This is a genomic window from Peribacillus sp. FW305-BF15 (assembly GCF_058783805.1).
On the sequence record NZ_JBYSYV010000045.1, the window covers coordinates 1 to 14,848 of the forward strand.

A 14,848-nucleotide genomic window follows, 5' to 3' on the forward strand; every position below is an offset into this window, starting at 1 on the left:
CCGTATACGCGAACCGTACGTACGGTGTTGTGAGAGGGGCGAAAATAAACTTATTTTCCCCCTACTCGATTATGGAACTAACGGGGCAGGATAGATTAGGTACATTTCTTCGCAAAAAAGGCTGCCAATTGGCGGCCTTTTGAAAATACGATTCTTAGCATTATTATACGTTCGCATTAAAGTAAAAACTACCCAGTTTGTGTCCACCGTTTATTCGTACTGTGACACAATCGTTATGTATTTCTCGGGTTTGTGTCTACCCTCAAAACGGCATCGCTTCTGGAATAATTTCTTTAATGTAGCAAATTCTATTCATAACGTGTTGTTGGGGCCCCTTAGCAACAATTCTGGTGACCCGTGACAATTGGAATACTTGGCGTGTTTTAAATCCTAAAAAATCAGACCATACTATCTATAAGAGGTGAATTTACTTAAATGAATTTCCCTGAAATACATACAAACTTTTGGGACGCCGTGATAGCAATACCTGTTATAATGCTCCTAACTCAAATAATTAAAGTTTACTTTAATGTTTCAAAAAAAATTGTACCTTCCATAGCACTCGCACTTGGCCTGATGATTTCCATTTTCATTAGTCATAGGCACAACTTAGTAGCAGGTATCTTTATGGGTTGGTTTTATGGTTATGCTGCGATTGGAAATTATGCTGCCCTAAAAACGACCATAATAGCTTATAGAAATAAAGAATAAGACTACTTTCCCACAATAAGCTGTTTGAATAAAATGTCTTAAACTTAAATAAATGTCCATTTTCAGGCCATCCTTTTAAAGGATGGTTTTTAGCTTTGAAAATTGTTGCACAATTTGTGTCAACTCCGCGAAAAGTTTTATAGAACTATCAGGGCAGAACAATTAGAATGGTAAATATGGTAAAATAACGTAATGGGTGGTGACGATATTGAAAAAGTATCTTGTGTTTTTAATTAGTTTCGTAATGATATATATGGTATTTCAAATAGGATCAGGTTTGATTCTTACTGCTTCTTATACTCCCGATTTTTCTTCGATAGAGGGTATTTTAAGTCAAGAAGTAGTGTTTGGTAAGACTTCAATTCCATTACTGGTTACATTGCTAACTGCTACATTAGCTTATTTTCTTTCTCAAACGAAATTTAGAATCTCAAAAAATTAAATAAATAACGGGTACGTTAGCTTAAGATCGGAGCTGTCTTTAAGGCAGCTTTTTTATTTATGGAACTAAAGGGGCTGTTTAGATAAACAAAGGTTTGGATTTTTATGGTAGTATTTTTAAGGGGGGAAGATTTTAATGAAGAATCTAAACCAAAAATTTCTCTTATTTTTCAAGGTGGGACAACAATCACTAAAATAAGCCCGGGGGGTTAAAAAATATGAAACAATTGGGGACGCTATACTTTTTCTGTGGAAAAATGGGCGCAGGAAAATCAACTAAATCAAAACAATTGGCAATAGATAAACATGCGGTACTGTTGTCTGAGGATGAATGGCTTTCATCTCTTTATCCCGATCAGATCGCATCATTTGAGGACTATCTAAAATTCTCAGCGCAGCTCAAGCCGTTGGTGAAAAAGCATGTCCAAAACATATTAAGTGTCGGTACAGATGTAGTGATGGATTTTCCAGCTAACACTCAAAAACTGCGAAAGTGGTTTTTGGATATGGCGTCAGAGGCCAATGCAAACCATCAACTAATTTTCCTTAATCTAAATAACGAGCAATGCTTACGTCAAATTGCACAAAGGCGTAACGAACAACCCGCAAGAGCAGCTTTTGACACGGAAGCGGTGTTTATTCATGTTAATAAATTTTTTGAAGCACCAGAAGCATCCGAAGGTTTAAATATTTTAGAGTTTAGTGGAAAAGAATAACAAGGAGTTCAATACAGCGTTAAATGAGATGATTCGTGTGTAAAGAGTACCTTCTGTTCTTGGAGGTACTCTTTATGATATAAAATGAAATGTGAGTAAGAAAAGTTTTAATATATTTATATTAAAATCGATGTAATTTGTGAAGTGGTACACTTAAACTAACGGGTGCTTAGCTGAAGATCGATTATTTTCAACTTCATTGCTTCTTTCTATTAGAGCCTCCCTATCCTTTAAAAATTTAATTTGTTTACCTTTGTGATAGATTACTACTGTTCCATTTTTCGTTATTCGATAAGTAAATGGTTCTTCACTTAATCTGTTTCGCTTGTCTATATCGCTCACTGCACCGTCTCCCATTCACAGTCTGTGTCCAATCTGCGATAAGTCTTATAGAACTAACGGGTGTGTTCGTTAATTAGTGAGCTGTGACGATCGGCCCTTTTCTTACAGGATAGTTTGAATAAGATATGAGTATTCAGCATAATTCTTATTTCAAAATAGATATATATCCGTTTCGGATTTATTCATTAATTCATATCCTATTAAGACTAGGGAGGAGATGAATAGATTGGCATCTAATGATGAATTGATTTGTCAAAAGTTTGCTAAGATTATCGGCGGCCAAGAAGGATTTGCGGGTGGCAAATGTGTGGCAACCATAAATCGAAATGAACTCAAAGTGAAAATTTTAGGGAAACGTTTTGGAGTAACTTCTTCTTTCTCATTTGAATCCAGAGATAATCATACTGGACGGGCATTGTGCCTAGGCAGGGTAGCACTCTTGCAAAAAGAAGTCGAGAATTTTGTTGCTTCCATTCTTAAACAAGGAATAATAGTTTCATCCATACACAATGAGTGGCTTTTCGATAAACCGAATTTGGTTTACGTTAATATCGAAGCTGTTGATGATCCATTAGTTTTTGCAAGGAAAGTCAGAAAAGCGTTAAGGAAATAACGGATTTCCCACCAATGATAAAACGGAGCTGTCATAAAAGCAGCTATAAACTGATCACGGTAAAAAACGAGTTTTGTTGAACGAAGGGTGCGTTAGCTGCAGGCTGGAGCTGTCTTTAGGCAGCTTTTTCTTATGAAAGCATCGGGCAGATTAGTAGAAGGTATTTAATGGTCAGCTGAAGAATAGTATTCGGTAAAGGTTGATTTTAAGGAATGAATTAACTTAATATCAGGAGGGGAAAATGGTTGATAATAGTTATGAGAAACAACATTTGAAAAAACTCAGGATTTTTATTTATATCACGATAGCATTAATATTTTCAATGATATTTCTATTTATTAGCATTTTTCTTTTGTTTTTTTCTATGTCAGGCATTTTAGACTTTGTGTATTTTACACCCCAAATAGCCATTTTCTCATTCTTGATTTCTATTGTATTTTCTGTTTTAGCTATAAAAAATCACTTTGGTAAGATATTGTTAGCATTAAACATATTTCTCATGCTATTTATGATTTTTTATGGTCCATAACTAGATACCATTAAATGAGGACTGCACATTTTAGATATGACTAATATGCGTAGTCCTTTTTCTATTAATTGTGGAAAAATGTTTTTTTTTGAAGGTGATTCTCTTATTTTGTTGTATTTTTACTAATTGATGGATTAATTAAAAATACAGCAAAAAACGGAGGGAAATCACATGTTTAACAATTGGAAAAAAACACTGATGGCTGGAGTGATCAGCTTATCCTTGTTAGGTACTGGGTATGTCAGTCATGACCTGATCTCCTCGCAAAACGTCTCGGCTGAACCGGCAGCTAATAATGCACCAGGGCATTTGAAAAAAGCGGAGTCTTCCCAGCTTGATGAAATTATCAAACGTGGATACATCCGGGTAGGAATGACGGGGGACTACAAACCATTTACCTATTTGAACCCGGAAACGAATGAGTATGAAGGCTTTGACGCGGACGCTGCCAAAGAGCTTGGCAAAGATCTTGGTGTAGAGGTGAAATTTGTCGCTACCACATGGCCTACGATGATGAAAGACCTGCAAGCGGACAAATTTGATATCGCTGTGGGCGGTGTGACCCGCAACACTGCCAGACAAAAAAGCGCTTATGTATCCCAAGGTTACCTTTCATTTGGTAAGGTGCCTTTGATTCGCAAGGAAGATAAAGACAAGTATCTGACCATTGAAGATATCAACAAGCCTTCTGTGCGCATTGGCGTAAATCCAGGCGGAACAAACGAAGAATTTGTCCGTCAGTATCTAAGCGATGCTAACATAACGGTTGTAGAAAACAACCTTGATATCCCACATCTTGTAGCAGAAGGTACGTATGATGTTATGATCACTGACACAGTAGAAGCAATGCTATATGCAAAAGCTGATTCAAGATTGCATGCGGCTCAAACCGACAAGCCTTTCACAAACAGTGAAAAAGGTTATATGATCCCAAGAGGTGATTTCATTTATGCAAGCTACTTGGAAATGTGGATGGATGAAATGAAGCTCCAGGGTAAATTTGATGCCCTCTACAAAAAGTGGGTGGAATAGAATATTGAGGTGCTGCCCATTTATTGCAACACCTGTGTTAGTACCTTAAAAAAGGCCATCATTTGAAAACAAGCGTAACCCCGTTCAAAATTTGGGCGGGGTTACGCTTGTTCAATTTAACCATTATGGTAAATATAATACTTGGGTTGAATATATAAAATCAATAATGTTAAATAACAAATTAATATTATTGATTTTTTTGGTTTAATAATTTAATTTATGTATTTATATTTTTAATTTATTGTTATATAATCGAATCAACTAAAAGGGAGGAATTGCATTCCATTATGGCTTATAAAGTAATCACAGAGTGTCCTGTCTGCAGTAAAACATTGAAAATTACAAAGTTGCAGTGCTCTCATTGCCACACTACGATTGAAAATGAGTTTGAATTATCTAAGCTGGCATCCTTATCAAAGGATCAGCTTCATTTTGTGGAAGTATTTTTAACATGCAGAGGGAATATCAAAGAAGTTGAAAAGGAGCTGGGGATTTCGTATCCCACGGTTCGAGGCAAGCTAACAGACATCATTTCATCCCTTGGATATGTGCAGAAGAAGAAAAATGAAGTAGACGAGAAAAAGGTTGTCACCATGTTGGAAAATGGCGAAATCACACCAGAAGAAGCCATTAAGCTCTTAAAAGAGGAATAGGGAGGAATTTATCATGAAAGAGGAAATTACAAGAGTGTTAACAATGGTTCAAGAAGGGAAAATTGACGCAGATAAGGGATCTGAACTGATTCAAGTCTTAAAAGAGAAAGAAGAGACAGGTAATAAGCTTTTGGAAAAACCGACAAAATATTTAGATAAAACATTAAAAATTCGTGTTGTATCAGCCGAAAATGATAACGTCACGGTCAACTTGCCTATAAAACTGGTCAAGGTAGTATTAATGGCTGGACACAGCATCGCAGCGAGTATTCCTCAATCGGAAAAATACGTTAAAGATGTAGACATAAGCCTTATCATGGAAGCAATCGAAAACGAATTAGATGGCCAAATTGTTGATATTAAATCGGCAAACGGGGATACCGTTTCAGTCATCATTGATTAGTGAGTTGTTTATGATGCATGTAAAAGTGAAAGCAAAAGACGTTCGGTTTACCATCCCAGTTCCATATGCCATTTTAAATATTGTTATTTCCATTTTATCTTCAAAATTTCTTCAGCAAAATGTAAACAAATGGACAAAAGAGCACTTCGAAAGAAAAAAACTGGACTTTACCTTTCCGCATATAGACAAAAATATGCTAAAGCCTATCGTCAAGGAACTGAAAAATTATAAAGGGATCGTGCTAGTTGATGTCAGAGTTAAGGACGGTACTGAGGTTAAGATTAGACTATAATTTATTATAGAATACACCGACCACTGCCTGGCATTTTGAAGGAAAATCCTAATTTCTCACAAAGTGATTTAATTTTAAAAGCTTAAACAAGCATAACCCCGTTCTATAGGACGGGGTTAAAAATATGTAGTTGCGCCCGATTGTTGACGGGCGCTTTTTTAATCGCGCATTGCTCCTGCCTCTCGGGAAGTCATTGCACCTTGTCCTTCGCTTACATCTTTTTGAATTTGTTGTTTTACTTTTTGTGCATCAGTTCCGGCAAATTCCGGTTTCATAATGGAGCCCGAGTTCCCTTTAGCTGGTTGATTCTGCTGCATACAATTCCTCCTCAATTTATGTTTAACACTCTTATTATTTACAAAAAGGTTCAAGAGTACTAATTGATTTTAAATGAAGTTCCCAAACTAACACCTTCAACTCATCAGGTATGGTTTCTATATAAATGCTATAACAAGTTGATTGGAGAGAAAGGTGCGAGACTCCCGCGGAAAGCGAGTGCCTGTAGCGGAAATCCGCTGCAAATTGTACAAGCCATAAAAAAAACGGGAGGCAACTCGATTTCTTCAAATTTGTCTACAGTCTCAGCAGTTCCTTAATAAGAAATGCTTTTCTTAATGAACTAACAGATGCTTTACTACATTATAAAGGAGCTGTCATCAGCTCCTTTTCGTATGCAGCTAAAGGGGCAGTGCTTGCAAACAATCAATAAGTGAGATTACAAAAGCAATAATCAGTTGTTTTGGGGTATTTAGGTAAAGATAGAATAAATTTACTCGTAATGATAATTATGATTTAATCAGAATGTCAGTACGTTTTATAGATGACTTACTTAATAATTAGATATACAAGGAAGGTGTTATTCTCAATGGAAATTAAATCGATTGTTTTACAGACTAAAAATTTAATGCAAATGAAAAATTTCTATATTGGAACGTTAGGTTTTTCTTTAATTAATGAAGATAATAATAGCTTCCGAATGGGTATTGGTACAGGTGAACTGGAGTTTACCACAAAAGAAGTAAAAGGTGACCCCTATTATCACTTTGCTTTTAACATACCGGCTAACAAATTTAATGAGGCAAAATCATGGGCAAAAGAAAGAGTGAGTTTACTTGTTGAAGATGGGGAAGATGAAGCTAATTTTGCACATTTACCTGCCCATGCTCTTTATTTCTATGATCCTTCTGGTAATATAGTAGAATTTATTTCAAGATATGGAATTGCTGATGATAGTATGGATCCTTTTTCGGTTAAAAGCATTTTAAACATAAGTGAAATAGGTTTAATTGTAGAAGACACTATAAGTGTGAGCGAAAAATTAAAGGAAATTGGTGTGTACGAGCGCGACAATCATACAATAAGTAAAAAATCCCTTAATTTCATGGGTGAAAGAAGGAATGGGGTATTTATTATATTAGCCCAACCTGGGAGAAGGTGGATATTCTCCGATAAAACATCTGCCATATTTCCTCTAGAGATTACATTAAAAAATAACAATAAAATAATCATCAATTCCGATAATGAATTTCAGATATATTGAGACAGTGAGTGTATGGTTTTGATTCTTTGAGGGGGAAAGGCAATGATGAAAAAAGTTTGTATGATATTTATATTTGTTTCTGTACTTTTATTCGGGTGTAGCAATGAAAAAAAAGATCTGAAAGGAGACCCTGGGCTTGATAAATCCCAAAAGATAGAAGTATCGTCAGAAGAAAATCCAGAATTGGTTTTAAGCGTTATAGACAATCAAGATGAAGTAAATGAATTTGTTAATACACTTGAAATTAATAAATGGCGTATTGTAGATACTCCTTCAACTTCAACTAAGGAGTATATTTATAAGATGTACCAAGAAGATACAGTCAAACGTGGAGAGCCAAATACAGATGAAAAGGGACTTAAACAAACCGCTACAATTATTACATATAAAGATAGCCCTTATATCGAACTTAGAACTAAGATAATGCATTTGTATTTTAAAGTTCCAAAAGATGTAGCGGAATACCTATCTAATAAAGAGAACCAAAAACATTGACCATACAACAATTTCGTCAACAGAATGTTATTTCAGCTTAATGAACCAGCTGGTAGTTTGTGAAGAATAGTACTAAATTAACGGGGCCGTTAGCTGAAGGTGGAGCTGTCTAAAAAGGCAGCTTTTTCGTATGCAGCTAAAGGGGCAGGCTATTTCAACAGGGAAAAAAATAACCGTAGTAAAGGAAGCTGATTTTTTTAATGGAGATCCGGCTGCCATCTGTAGTTTCTTGCAGCTTAGTACAGCAAGCGCAGTTTATTATAAGTTTGATTCTTGTATAACCATCAATTGTAAGAGCATATTATTAAAAAATAAAACGTAGAGAGCTGCCCCTACAAAAAATCAAAAAAATATATTAAGAATGCTAAATGATTTTTATGGAGCTATCGTATTGATGAAAATTTCATTTACCACGTGTGGTTATACTTTCGTTAAATTATCCTAAAGAACAATTTTTGGACAAATTAGAACGAAAAAGGAAAGAACGAGGGTCGGTGCTATGGTTTCTTTTTTCAAACAAAAAGGACAAAGGGAAAAACCTGATAAGCAAGAAACGGACGAAAAAGGTCAATCTAAAAGTAAAATACCCCAATATATTGACAGCTATATAAAGGCCAATCTGGATATCGTGAAAGAAAAAACGGGAAATAGCCCAGATATCATTTTCCGAACGTTGAAGACGAGTCAAAATCCTGAGATTAAAGTGATCATTTTGTATGTACAGGGTCTGATAGACAGTCAAAGCGTTACAGACTTTTTGATTGAATCCATCATGAAAAATCCTCAACTAAAAGAAAAGCTGCTTCCACATGAAGTGCTGGAGGTGATCTCTGAGGATGTGGTTTCACTTGGCGGTGTAGAAACCATCACAGAATGGGAAAAGTTATTTTTGTCATTATTATCAGGGGATAGCATCATTTTTGTTGACGGAATAAACATGGCATTGGTTGCAAGTACAAAAGGGGGGGAAAGGCGTTCCGTTCAGGAACCTAGCACAAATTCAGTGGTCCGCGGATCAAGAGAAGCATTTACGGAATCGAATGCAATAAATATAGCCTTGGTACGCCGCATCATTACAAGTCCGGATTTATGGATAGAGCCGATGAAAATTGGGACGGTGACAAAGACGGATGTTTCCATCATGTATATAAATGGAATTGCCAAAGAAGGAATCGTCGAGGAGGTTAAAAAGCGCTTAAAAGGAATAAATATTGATAGCATTCTTGAATCCGGATATATTGAACAATTGATAGAAGACCAGGTCATGACCCCATTCCCCACTATTGATTATACAGAAAGACCTGATAAGGTCGCTGGCAATCTCCTTGAGGGAAGAGTAGCCATTTTTGTAAACGGAACACCTTTCGTCTTGCTGGTGCCTGCGTTATTTATTCAGTTCTTTCAATCTATCGAGGACTACTTTGCGCGCTTTGATATAGCCTCATCTATACGTGTTTTACGTATTTTAATTTTTTTAATATCGCTAATTACCCCGTCTCTTTATGTGGCAGCTACAACGTTTCATCAGGAAATAATTCCGACAAAGTTGCTCGTTATTATTGCAGCACAACGGGAAACGGTCCCTTTTCCGGCAGTTATCGAAACATTCATGATGGAAGTTATATTCGAACTCTTACGAGAGGCAAGCATACGGATGCCCAAAGCGATTGGTTCAACTATGTCCATTGTTGGTGCTCTTGTAATTGGGCAGACTGCCGTTGAGGCTGGCATTGTATCGCCGGCGATGGTCATCATCGTATCAATCACCGCCATTGCAAGTTTTGCGACCCCTTCCTATGCCATTACAATTTCGGCTCGCTTGCTGCGGTTCGTATTTATCATTTGCGCAGGCATAATGGGTTTATATGGTGTGATTCTCATCCTTTTTGTCGTCGTAGTTCATTTATGTAGCCTACGTTCATTCGGAGTTCCTTATATGTCACCACTTGCTCCACTTAACCCGGAAGGACTAGGAGATACATTCTTCAGGAGACCAATATGGGCGTTTAAAGACAGACCCAAATTTATAAGCTCCACTCATAATTTAAAAAGGGAAGGCAATAATCAAAGGCCGCTGCCTCCTACATCACGTGGAATCAAGACTTTTAACATGAAAAAAAGTGACGGCAATGAATCGTAAAAATGGATAGTTCTGTTCTTAATGAGTCTGCCCGTATTCCTTATTGAATTCGGGTTGTTGTCCTTCACAGATCGTGTTAACTCTACATAAGCCTTAATGATCTCAGCAATGTCTGCTTTAGTATTAGCTGCGTGTGGTGAAGAAAAAGCACCATCTTGGAAAGGAGAATGGAAAAATTCGGGTGGAGATAAGCGTGTTTGTCGAAAATCCTTTACCTTTAAAGGGGAAAATAATTTTGAAATTCAAAATTCAAGAGTCCAAGGCGGGGAACAATCATCTGGAACATATAAGCATATTGAGAGCAATGATTACGAATTTGATTATGGTGGCGGTTCTGACAACCTTACTATTATAATCGAAAAAAATACGATGAAAGTCTATTCATCAGGCAAAGATACCATTTGCGAATATACTAAAGTCGATAAAATTAGAAATAAGTATGAAAATCCATGGGAGTAAAAATTGCAGATTGGTTTATGTAACTATAGGGGCTGGTTGTTGGAGAAGGAACTATTTTGAACGATCTAGAAATAAAGACTATAAAGAAAAGATATGAGGTGTTTATATAGAAAGGATACCTGTTAAAACGATTAAGAAGATAGAAGAGGACATTGAAAAAAATGATTTAGGGAAAGCAAGGGATAGGCTACACGGGTTAATTTCGACCTATCCTAATGAGTTAGAACTGCGCAGAAAGCTGGGGGACATCTATTTTGCATTGAAATACCCTTCAATGGCAGGTCGTTACTGGTATTTAGAAAAGAATAAGACATCAGAGATGGTAAAAGCGTGCATTTTGTTCGAAAAATCTATGGGAAACGATCCTTTCAGAATAGCACGAGCTCTGAAATTTAAAGGTGATAGTGAAATTTTAATAGAACTGGAATTGGATCAGGTAATTTCGCCTATACAAAATAAAGTAAAAGAGAGTCTGCTGGAACAACCTGACGATCGATTGAAAGATAATTTGGTTAGTTTGGGTTGCTTCTCAATAATCATATTAACAATTCTCTTTGCATTAATCGGAGTTTACGCTCTTTTCACCTGGATTTTTTGATCCGTAATCTTGCTTATAAAAGAGTTTTATAGTACTTGTTCTTTCCCTAACGGGTGCGTTACTTTTAAAATCTGGCTGCCATCGCTGGCAGTCTTTTTAGGGGCAGGTTAGTTGAGCAATAAAGATAAAAATCATTCTATATTGAATGTTTTTTATCTTTATCATAATTCGGTGATGTACTAGGGTGTGTTAATATGCGGTCTAGTACTTTTTCAGTAAATGGCATAAAGTAATTGAGTATTAGCCCGCCTAAACAAACGGTTAATAAAGTTCCAACGCCAATTGGTCCATTTGATATCATTGCCATTATCAAGAATGCAAGGTAAATGGCTGTTCTCGAAAAAAATATATTTGTTTTCGTTAATTCTTGTATGATTAATGTTAATCGGTCAACTGGAATCGGTGCAAAATTTGTGTGTAAATATGTTGCCGTTCCTAATCCTATAACAACCAAGCCGATTCCAAAACAAATAACTTTGCTGTACCATAGTTCAGGTGTTATCAAATTGTGCAATATAAAAAGCCACATATCAATCCCGATACCCGTTATAAATGCTGTTAACAACCCCAAAACTTCTGGTCTTTGCCTTTTTAAAAATGAATTAAAACATATCAAGATCAAAGCTATTATGATTTCCCAACTTCCCACAGTAAGCCCCGCATTTATGGATAGTCCCACCAGAAGTGCATCAAAAGGTGAAGTCCCAAGATCTGATTGTATAGTGAAAGAAATACCAAGGGTTAATATTAAAATTCCTAATACATACAAAACATATTTCACTATACCGCCCCCTTTTTTTTGTTGCAAACGCAACAAAATTACGTTAAATTTAATATAGGTTATTTTTATTGCATTTGCAACAAAATTATGTGTTAAGGAGTTCATTATGAAGGAAATTCTTCGTGAAATTGGAATGATAGCAAGGGCATTAGATTCCATAAGCAATATCGAATTTAAAGAACATGACCTTACAAAAGGGCAGTATTTGTACCTTGTGCGAATATGTGAAAATCCAGGAATGATTCAGGAAAAGGTAGCTGAGATGATAAAAGTAGATCGAACAACAGCAGCTCGTGCTATAAAAAAACTTGAAATCAATGGCTTTATTGAAAAGAAAGAAGATAAACACAACAAAAAAATTAAAAAGCTCTTTCCAACGGAGAAAGGAAAAAGTATTTATCCTTTTATAAAAAGAGAAAATGATTATTCCAATACCGTTGCATTAGAGGGACTTTCGGAAAGAGAAGTAGAAACCATTTCCGATCTTCTTCAAAGAGTAAGAAAAAATGTAGAGAAAGACTGGGAATTTGTAAAAAAGGGAAACAAGAGAAATTATTGATTATATAAAGGAGCGGCATATTTAAATGACTATAAATATTAAAAAGTGTACCCTAGACGATTCGCGCATTCTTCAAGAAATTAGTTATGAAACATTTAATGAGACATTTAAGCATCAGAATTCACCCGAAAATATGAATGCCTATTTGGAAAGGGCATTTAACCTAAACCAATTAGAAAAAGAATTAGCCAATGTTTCTTCGCAATTCTTTTTTGTTTATTTTAATAATGAAGTCGCTGGATATTTAAAGGTCAATACCAATGATGCTCAAACTGAAGAAATGGGTGATGATTCACTTGAAGTCGAGCGGATTTATATAAAGAACAAATACCAAAAACATGGGCTTGGTAAGTATCTGCTAAATAAAGCAATGGACATGGCGATGGAACGTAATAAAAAGAAAATCTGGCTGGGCGTATGGGAAAAAAATGAAAATGCTATTGGTTTTTATAAGAAAATTGGGTTTGTTCAAACTGGAGCCCACTCTTTTTATATGGGTGATGAAGAACAAACGGACTTTATAATGACCAAAACAATCATAAAGGTGCATCATTGATAAATAATGAAGGAAATCCAAATTCAAACAAATGGCAGAACTGATGGGAAAGAGATAAAAAAACCACATATAGCCCACTTTTATTTAACCCTCAAATTCAATAATTTTTGGATGGTACTGCACGAGCGGTTAAATACGAATTCGAACTCATTATTCACTTTATTATTTACCCGAATTATATGACGGATACATGCTGCTGCCGGTTTTATTCGGAGTATATTTCTTCTTTCAAATCTCATACTAAAGATAAGAAGGAGGGGTATACATGGCAAAACGAACAAAGAAAAATGATGCAGATCAAAAAAACAAACAAGGGTTTGATTCAAGCAAAACTGATTCTGAATTCTCTAAAGAATTCGGCAGTGCAAATGCCAATCAAGCACATAAAAATAAAGCAAAAAAAGAAAAAGCATCTAAAAATCAGGGTGAGTGGAAAGGCATGCATTGATGCCTGCTCGAGTACGCTTATCGTGCTTCAAACTTTTTACTTAACTTTATGTAAAGGAGCTTATTTAGATGACTCAATCTAAGCGACAACAAGAACGCCAATGGAAAGATCGTAAACAATCTCAGAATCCACATGGTAAGGTCCCTTCATTTGAACAATTAGCTGAAGATACGGGCAAAAATGAATCTGGAACTAAGTAAAACGGTTCTCTTTTCGTTACCTAAAGGCCATAATCATCGATGATTATGGTCTTTTTAGATTTTTATTACGAGCTGGATTTTTAGAATGATTCGTATGTATCCCCTTAAGTAGATACTGTAAAAGACAAAGACTACATAAAAATGCGGAGTATTACAAAACCTTTCAGTAAGGAGTTTTTTGGAAGGGGGGAAAGATCAGATATATGTTTTCATTACGGGGAGATGCTCATAAAATTTATCTTCAATTAAAAAAAGCTTCATACAAAGACCGATCTTTCAAAGGGATGAAGAAACTGATTGAAGTGGAAGAAATTCAAAATTTTTATAGTTCGATTGATAGCGATACGTTAAAAAAAGTTTATTATTGTATGATAAAAGAGAAAAACGGATCGGGGATCATTCCTATTATAATATCCTCTGGGCCTTGGCTTTTTCTTCTGTTTTCAAATCAATTGCAAGATTTCCTTTTTAAAGATGGGAGTTTGCTTTGGGTCGTCTTTAGTATAATATATATTTCCATTCTTTCCATAAGTGTGTTTCTTCACTTTCATGAAAGATCATGGTCTTTTGTTCATATTGAAATCATTCAAGAAATTTTACATGATCGAAAAGGGATAAGGGATAAGGGATAGGCCTGAGGTTCCCTCAATTTTTCGGATGATAGTTATCTACAAACTCAGCGATTCTTTAATATAAGAATCGCTTTTCTTATTGAACTAATAGGATAGGTTACTTTAACAAAAGTCATGTAAAATATAATAAAAAAGCGTGTAGTAGAGGAGTCAGAAAATAATATGGAATGTTTTTGTGAACAAAAAGAAACATATGAGTTGAAAGTTGAAGGAGATGTTGGGGCGGATCCTATATGGTGCAATCAATGTGGTTGTAACTTGGATATAGAGGATATTTTAATTTCAAATACGTTAACAAGTGAATTGATTGAATGGGTAAATAGGTATGGTGAATGGATTGATTGGGATGAAGATAAATTGCTTCCTAATGGGATTGAACTTGAAGAAGAACACAATAAACAAGGCTTAACTTTAACGGATAAAATTAAAAAAGAACTTGAAGGGACATATAGAATTAAATTTTCACCTTCGGCAATGGCAAGAATGTATGCAAATAAAAATCATTAACCCTTATTCCACGGAGCTGTCTTTAAGGCAGCTTTTTCTTGTGTGCCAGGCATGGCAACTATCTAGGTGGTGAAAGTCCGCTGTGGGGGTACACATCGACCAACCACTAAGGAAGCGCAAGGTGCTTATCGTGAGGTAAGGGCTGGAGGAAGCGTGGAATAAAATCTTGGCTCGACGAACAGGAATCTGATACTAAGGCTC

General features: G+C 35.7%; 21 protein-coding genes. 18 read left to right on the plus strand and 3 right to left on the minus strand.

The window, feature by feature from the left end:
* Positions 1-435: 435 nt before the first annotated feature.
* From AC3WLU_RS25925 to AC3WLU_RS25935, 3 genes are all read left to right on the plus strand, one after another.
* Positions 436-711 (plus strand): hypothetical protein, encoded by a 276-nt coding sequence (locus AC3WLU_RS25925; protein ID WP_268564883.1) that lies wholly within the window; start codon positions 436-438, stop codon positions 709-711.
* A 208-nt stretch (positions 712-919) separates the two neighbouring features.
* Entirely contained in the window at positions 920-1,153 is a 234-nt protein-coding gene (locus AC3WLU_RS25930) for a hypothetical protein (protein WP_106028708.1), read from the plus strand.
* Positions 1,154-1,370: 217 nt separating this feature from the next.
* Entirely contained in the window at positions 1,371-1,868 is a 498-nt protein-coding gene (locus tag AC3WLU_RS25935) for a P-loop nucleotide/nucleoside kinase family protein (RefSeq protein ID WP_283929430.1), read from the plus strand.
* A 153-nt stretch (positions 1,869-2,021) separates the two neighbouring features.
* Here AC3WLU_RS25935 and AC3WLU_RS25940 read toward each other — a convergent pair whose 3' ends face one another.
* A complete protein-coding gene (locus AC3WLU_RS25940; RefSeq protein WP_492598163.1) occupies positions 2,022-2,210 on the minus strand; it encodes a hypothetical protein in 189 nt (62 codons plus the stop codon).
* A 217-nt stretch (positions 2,211-2,427) separates the two neighbouring features.
* Between AC3WLU_RS25940 and AC3WLU_RS25945 the strand changes: the two genes are divergently transcribed.
* The 5 genes from AC3WLU_RS25945 (at position 2,428) to AC3WLU_RS25965 (ending at position 5,732) form a co-directional block, all read left to right on the plus strand.
* Positions 2,428-2,823, plus strand: a complete 396-nt coding sequence (locus AC3WLU_RS25945) for a DUF1259 domain-containing protein (protein WP_400448949.1) — start codon at positions 2,428-2,430, stop codon at positions 2,821-2,823.
* Between the two features lie 700 nt (positions 2,824-3,523).
* Positions 3,524-4,384, plus strand: coding sequence for a transporter substrate-binding domain-containing protein (locus tag AC3WLU_RS25950; RefSeq protein WP_057279067.1), 861 nt, complete (start codon positions 3,524-3,526; stop codon positions 4,382-4,384).
* Between the two features lie 287 nt (positions 4,385-4,671).
* Complete coding sequence (locus AC3WLU_RS25955; protein WP_034310939.1) at positions 4,672-5,037, plus strand: DUF2089 domain-containing protein; 366 nt, start codon at positions 4,672-4,674, stop codon at positions 5,035-5,037.
* A 13-nt stretch (positions 5,038-5,050) separates the two neighbouring features.
* Complete coding sequence (locus AC3WLU_RS25960) at positions 5,051-5,440, plus strand: SHOCT-like domain-containing protein (protein ID WP_034310941.1); 390 nt, start codon at positions 5,051-5,053, stop codon at positions 5,438-5,440.
* 10 nt (positions 5,441-5,450) lie between these two features.
* A complete protein-coding gene (locus AC3WLU_RS25965) occupies positions 5,451-5,732 on the plus strand; it encodes a hypothetical protein (RefSeq protein ID WP_336059393.1) in 282 nt (93 codons plus the stop codon).
* A 158-nt stretch (positions 5,733-5,890) separates the two neighbouring features.
* On the opposite strand, the gene AC3WLU_RS25970 is transcribed toward AC3WLU_RS25965, so the two are convergent.
* Positions 5,891-6,049: a hypothetical protein gene (locus AC3WLU_RS25970; RefSeq protein ID WP_164468811.1), complete on the minus strand. Its 159-nt coding sequence runs from the start codon at positions 6,047-6,049 to the stop codon at positions 5,891-5,893.
* Positions 6,050-6,597: 548 nt separating this feature from the next.
* Between AC3WLU_RS25970 and AC3WLU_RS25975 the strand changes: the two genes are divergently transcribed.
* From AC3WLU_RS25975 to AC3WLU_RS25995, 5 genes are all read left to right on the plus strand, one after another.
* On the plus strand, positions 6,598-7,272 hold the full coding sequence (locus AC3WLU_RS25975) for a VOC family protein (protein ID WP_492598164.1): 675 nt from the start codon (positions 6,598-6,600) through the stop codon (positions 7,270-7,272).
* Positions 7,273-7,314: 42 nt separating this feature from the next.
* Positions 7,315-7,767, plus strand: coding sequence for a hypothetical protein (locus AC3WLU_RS25980; RefSeq protein WP_492598165.1), 453 nt, complete (start codon positions 7,315-7,317; stop codon positions 7,765-7,767).
* A 499-nt stretch (positions 7,768-8,266) separates the two neighbouring features.
* On the plus strand, positions 8,267-9,907 hold the full coding sequence (locus AC3WLU_RS25985) for a spore germination protein (protein WP_492598166.1): 1,641 nt from the start codon (positions 8,267-8,269) through the stop codon (positions 9,905-9,907).
* A gap of 108 nt (positions 9,908-10,015) precedes the next feature.
* The gene (locus tag AC3WLU_RS25990) at positions 10,016-10,366 is read left to right on the plus strand and encodes a hypothetical protein (protein ID WP_492598167.1); all 351 of its coding nucleotides are present in this window, start codon (positions 10,016-10,018) and stop codon (positions 10,364-10,366) included.
* A 106-nt stretch (positions 10,367-10,472) separates the two neighbouring features.
* The gene (locus AC3WLU_RS25995) at positions 10,473-10,964 is read left to right on the plus strand and encodes a DUF6584 family protein (protein WP_141489674.1); all 492 of its coding nucleotides are present in this window, start codon (positions 10,473-10,475) and stop codon (positions 10,962-10,964) included.
* Positions 10,965-11,100: 136 nt separating this feature from the next.
* On the opposite strand, the gene AC3WLU_RS26000 is transcribed toward AC3WLU_RS25995, so the two are convergent.
* Complete coding sequence (locus tag AC3WLU_RS26000; protein ID WP_258249349.1) at positions 11,101-11,745, minus strand: YczE/YyaS/YitT family protein; 645 nt, start codon at positions 11,743-11,745, stop codon at positions 11,101-11,103.
* Between the two features lie 106 nt (positions 11,746-11,851).
* On the opposite strand from AC3WLU_RS26000, the gene AC3WLU_RS26005 reads away from it, so the two are divergent.
* The 5 genes from AC3WLU_RS26005 (at position 11,852) to AC3WLU_RS26025 (ending at position 14,647) form a co-directional block, all read left to right on the plus strand.
* Positions 11,852-12,304 carry a MarR family winged helix-turn-helix transcriptional regulator gene (locus AC3WLU_RS26005; RefSeq protein ID WP_057279061.1) on the plus strand — a complete coding sequence of 151 codons (453 nt, stop codon included), beginning with the start codon at positions 11,852-11,854 and terminating at the stop codon, positions 12,302-12,304.
* A 25-nt stretch (positions 12,305-12,329) separates the two neighbouring features.
* Entirely contained in the window at positions 12,330-12,860 is a 531-nt protein-coding gene (gene paiA, locus AC3WLU_RS26010; protein WP_492598168.1) for a spermidine/spermine N(1)-acetyltransferase, read from the plus strand.
* A 265-nt stretch (positions 12,861-13,125) separates the two neighbouring features.
* Positions 13,126-13,308 carry a hypothetical protein gene (locus AC3WLU_RS26015; RefSeq protein WP_034310968.1) on the plus strand — a complete coding sequence of 61 codons (183 nt, stop codon included), beginning with the start codon at positions 13,126-13,128 and terminating at the stop codon, positions 13,306-13,308.
* A 68-nt stretch (positions 13,309-13,376) separates the two neighbouring features.
* A complete protein-coding gene (locus AC3WLU_RS26020; protein WP_222425611.1) occupies positions 13,377-13,508 on the plus strand; it encodes a DUF6254 family protein in 132 nt (43 codons plus the stop codon).
* Positions 13,509-14,302: 794 nt separating this feature from the next.
* Positions 14,303-14,647 (plus strand): immunity protein CdiI family protein, encoded by a 345-nt coding sequence (locus AC3WLU_RS26025; RefSeq protein ID WP_440438723.1) that lies wholly within the window; start codon positions 14,303-14,305, stop codon positions 14,645-14,647.
* The last annotated feature ends 201 nt before the right edge of the window (positions 14,648-14,848 follow it).

Bases quoted from the DNA above. Each gene is read 5' to 3' on its own strand.
- AC3WLU_RS25925 (WP_268564883.1), top strand. From the start codon at position 436: ATGAATTTCCCTGAAATACATACAAACTTTTGGGACGCCGTGATAGCA.
- AC3WLU_RS25935 (WP_283929430.1), top strand. From the start codon at position 1,371: ATGAAACAATTGGGGACGCTATACTTTTTCTGTGGAAAAATGGGCGCA.
- AC3WLU_RS25945 (WP_400448949.1), top strand. From the start codon at position 2,428: ATGAATAGATTGGCATCTAATGATGAATTGATTTGTCAAAAGTTTGCT.
- AC3WLU_RS25950 (WP_057279067.1), top strand. From the start codon at position 3,524: ATGTTTAACAATTGGAAAAAAACACTGATGGCTGGAGTGATCAGCTTA.
- AC3WLU_RS25955 (WP_034310939.1), top strand. From the start codon at position 4,672: ATGGCTTATAAAGTAATCACAGAGTGTCCTGTCTGCAGTAAAACATTG.
- AC3WLU_RS25960 (WP_034310941.1), top strand. From the start codon at position 5,051: ATGAAAGAGGAAATTACAAGAGTGTTAACAATGGTTCAAGAAGGGAAA.
- AC3WLU_RS25965 (WP_336059393.1), top strand. From the start codon at position 5,451: ATGATGCATGTAAAAGTGAAAGCAAAAGACGTTCGGTTTACCATCCCA.
- AC3WLU_RS25970 (WP_164468811.1), bottom strand. From the start codon at position 6,049: ATGCAGCAGAATCAACCAGCTAAAGGGAACTCGGGCTCCATTATGAAA.
- AC3WLU_RS25975 (WP_492598164.1), top strand. From the start codon at position 6,598: ATGGAAATTAAATCGATTGTTTTACAGACTAAAAATTTAATGCAAATG.
- AC3WLU_RS25980 (WP_492598165.1), top strand. From the start codon at position 7,315: ATGATGAAAAAAGTTTGTATGATATTTATATTTGTTTCTGTACTTTTA.
- AC3WLU_RS25985 (WP_492598166.1), top strand. From the start codon at position 8,267: ATGGTTTCTTTTTTCAAACAAAAAGGACAAAGGGAAAAACCTGATAAG.
- AC3WLU_RS25990 (WP_492598167.1), top strand. From the start codon at position 10,016: ATGTCTGCTTTAGTATTAGCTGCGTGTGGTGAAGAAAAAGCACCATCT.
- AC3WLU_RS26005 (WP_057279061.1), top strand. From the start codon at position 11,852: ATGAAGGAAATTCTTCGTGAAATTGGAATGATAGCAAGGGCATTAGAT.
- paiA (WP_492598168.1), top strand. From the start codon at position 12,330: ATGACTATAAATATTAAAAAGTGTACCCTAGACGATTCGCGCATTCTT.
- AC3WLU_RS26015 (WP_034310968.1), top strand. From the start codon at position 13,126: ATGGCAAAACGAACAAAGAAAAATGATGCAGATCAAAAAAACAAACAA.
- AC3WLU_RS26020 (WP_222425611.1), top strand. From the start codon at position 13,377: ATGACTCAATCTAAGCGACAACAAGAACGCCAATGGAAAGATCGTAAA.
- AC3WLU_RS26025 (WP_440438723.1), top strand. From the start codon at position 14,303: ATGGAATGTTTTTGTGAACAAAAAGAAACATATGAGTTGAAAGTTGAA.